This is a genomic window from Desulfovibrio sp. 1188_IL3213, assembly GCF_036763145.1.
In the GTDB taxonomy this organism is placed as follows: Bacteria; Desulfobacterota; Desulfovibrionia; order Desulfovibrionales; family Desulfovibrionaceae; genus Desulfovibrio.
In genome coordinates, this window is record NZ_JBAIYR010000354.1 from 1 (window position 1) to 2,382 (window position 2,382).

1 protein-coding gene is annotated in these 2,382 nt (G+C 58.3%); it reads right to left on the minus strand.

Annotation, left to right across the window (positions count from 1 at the left end):
- Positions 1 to 184: 184 nt before the first annotated feature.
- Complete coding sequence (speA, locus tag V6C16_RS11345) at positions 185 to 2,101, minus strand: biosynthetic arginine decarboxylase (protein WP_333535187.1); 1,917 nt, start codon at positions 2,099 to 2,101, stop codon at positions 185 to 187.
- Positions 2,102 to 2,382: the final 281 nt, after the last annotated feature.

A 2,382-nucleotide genomic window follows, 5' to 3' on the forward strand; every position in this document is an offset into this window, starting at 1 on the left:
CCGCCTGCTGGCGGCGCACTGCGCGCCCAACCCCGGCACTCAGGTGAGCGAACTGCTGCAAAATCTGCCGCAGGTGCTCCGCAACTACGGCGAGGAAGTCTTGCGGCGATCCTGACCGGCAACAAACAAAACGGCCCGCGCTTTTGGCGCGGGCCGTTTTGTTTCAAAAAACCTGTTTTTCAGTTTATCTTTCAAAATAAGTATAGCCGCGCAGGCCGTCTTCAAAAGCCTGCATGACCGAAAACCTCTCGCTTGGCGAAATGCGGCCCTGTCGCACGGCCAGTTCCGCCGTGCTGCGCAGGTCTTCAAGAATGCGGCGGGGATCGTATTCCACATAACTGAGGATGTCCGCCACAGAGTCGCCCCGAATTTCGCGCACGTATTCGTAACTTCCATCCTCGGCCACACGGATGGACACCACGTTGGTGTCGCCCATGAGGTTATGCAGGTCGCCCAGGGTTTCCTGGTATGCGCCCACAAGGAACACGCCAAGATAGTATTCCTCGCCATCACGCAGGGGGTGCAGCTCCAGCGTGGGCTTCATGCCCTGGGGGTCGATGAACTGGTCGATACGGCCGTCGGAATCGCAGGTAATGTCCGAAATGATGGCATGGCGCGAGGGGAATTCCCTGAGCCGATGTATGGGCATGACCGGGAAAAGCTGGTCAATGGCCCAGGTATCGGGCAAGGACTGGAACACGCTGAAGTTGCCGTAATAGATGTCGGCCAGGCTCACATCAATGTCGGCCAGGTCGCGGGGAACATTCTTGAGGCGGGTTTTTTCCTGGGCAATGCGCATGATGATGGCCCAGAAAAAACGCTCGGCAATGGTGCGCTGGCGCAGGTTCACCCGGCCGGTGGAGAAAAGCTGGCGCATTTCATCGCGATAATAGATGGCGTCGTTATAGCATTCCTGCAGGTTGCGCAGACTGATGTTAGCCAAGGTTTCCTTCAGGTTTTGCACCGGCTCGGGCATGCCCTCGGGCAGATTTTCGGGCAGTTGCGCCTCTTCAATGGTGCTTACGTCCAGCACATTGAAAAGCAGCACCGAATAATACGCCACGGTGGCGCGGCCGGACTCGGTGATGATGTGCGGGTGAGGCACATTTTCCACGTCCAGGATGCTCATGATGGTTTCCACCACGTCGGTGCAGTATTCATCCATATTGTAGTTGCGCGAGGAAATGAAGTTGGTGTGCGAACCGTCATAGTCCACAGCCAGGCCGCCGCCCAGGTCAAGGTAACCCATAGGTGCGCCTTCCTGGATAAGGCCCACGTAAAGGCGCGCGCCTTCCATCACGCCCGTGCGGATATCGCGAATGTTGGAAACCTGCGAACCAAGGTGGTAATGCAGCAGCTTGAAGCAGTCCAGCATGTCGTGGCTTTTGAGGGTATCCACCACGTCCACCACCTGGGCCGGAGAAAGGCCGAAGGTGGAACGCTCGCCGCCGGAATCCGTCCAGTGGCCGCCGGCCTTTACGGCCAGCTTGGCGCGCACGCCGATATTGGGGCGAACGCCAAGAGCCTTGCTGCGTTCCAGCAACACGTTCAGTTCGCTGGGCATTTCAAGCACAAAAAACACGTTAAAGCCCATGCGCAGGGCCTGAAGGCCCAGATCCATGAACTCTTCGTCCTTGTACCCGTTGCACACGATGCAGGCTTCCCTGTCCTGCATGAGCGACACCGCGGCGATCAGCTCGGCCTTTGAGCCGACCTCAAGCCCGTGATGGTAGCGCGCGCCGAACTGGGCGATCTTTTCCACCACCTGCTGCTGCTGGTTCACCTTGATGGGAAAAACGCCCCGGTAGGCCCCGGTATAGCCGAGATTTTTTATGGCCTTGCGAAAGCTTTCATGAATGTTCGCTATGCGCGAGTCGAGAATATTTTCCACGCGCAGAAGCACGGGCATGTCATAGCCCCTGTCACGCAGGCCGGAGATGATCTCCGGTATGGAAACCTGCGGGCCTTTGGGGCCTTGCGGGCAGATAACCACTTCGCCCGCGTCGGAAACGTCAAAATATCCGGCCCCCCAATTGCGGATGCCGTACAGTTCGATGGAATCCTCCACCCGCCACTGCTGCAATGCGCGGTTTTTTGCCAATTCTCACTCCTTGTATCGCCCGCCGGGCGAGGGTTAAATACTGCACGCAAAAAAGAGGCGTAATTATGCCGGGAAGGGGGGGAAAGTCAATATTGGCAGTGTTGCGGAACAGGCTTTTTTCATCACCGCCCTGCCCCGTCAAATCACCCGGCGGCAGGCCCTCAAGCCGTGCCGCACAGGCCCGGATCAAGCGTAAAAAACGTGGCCGGCACTGCCCTCTTGACGCGGGGCGCGCCTTGCTTCACCCTGTGGACACCAGAACCCGCAGGCTTTCGGCACGG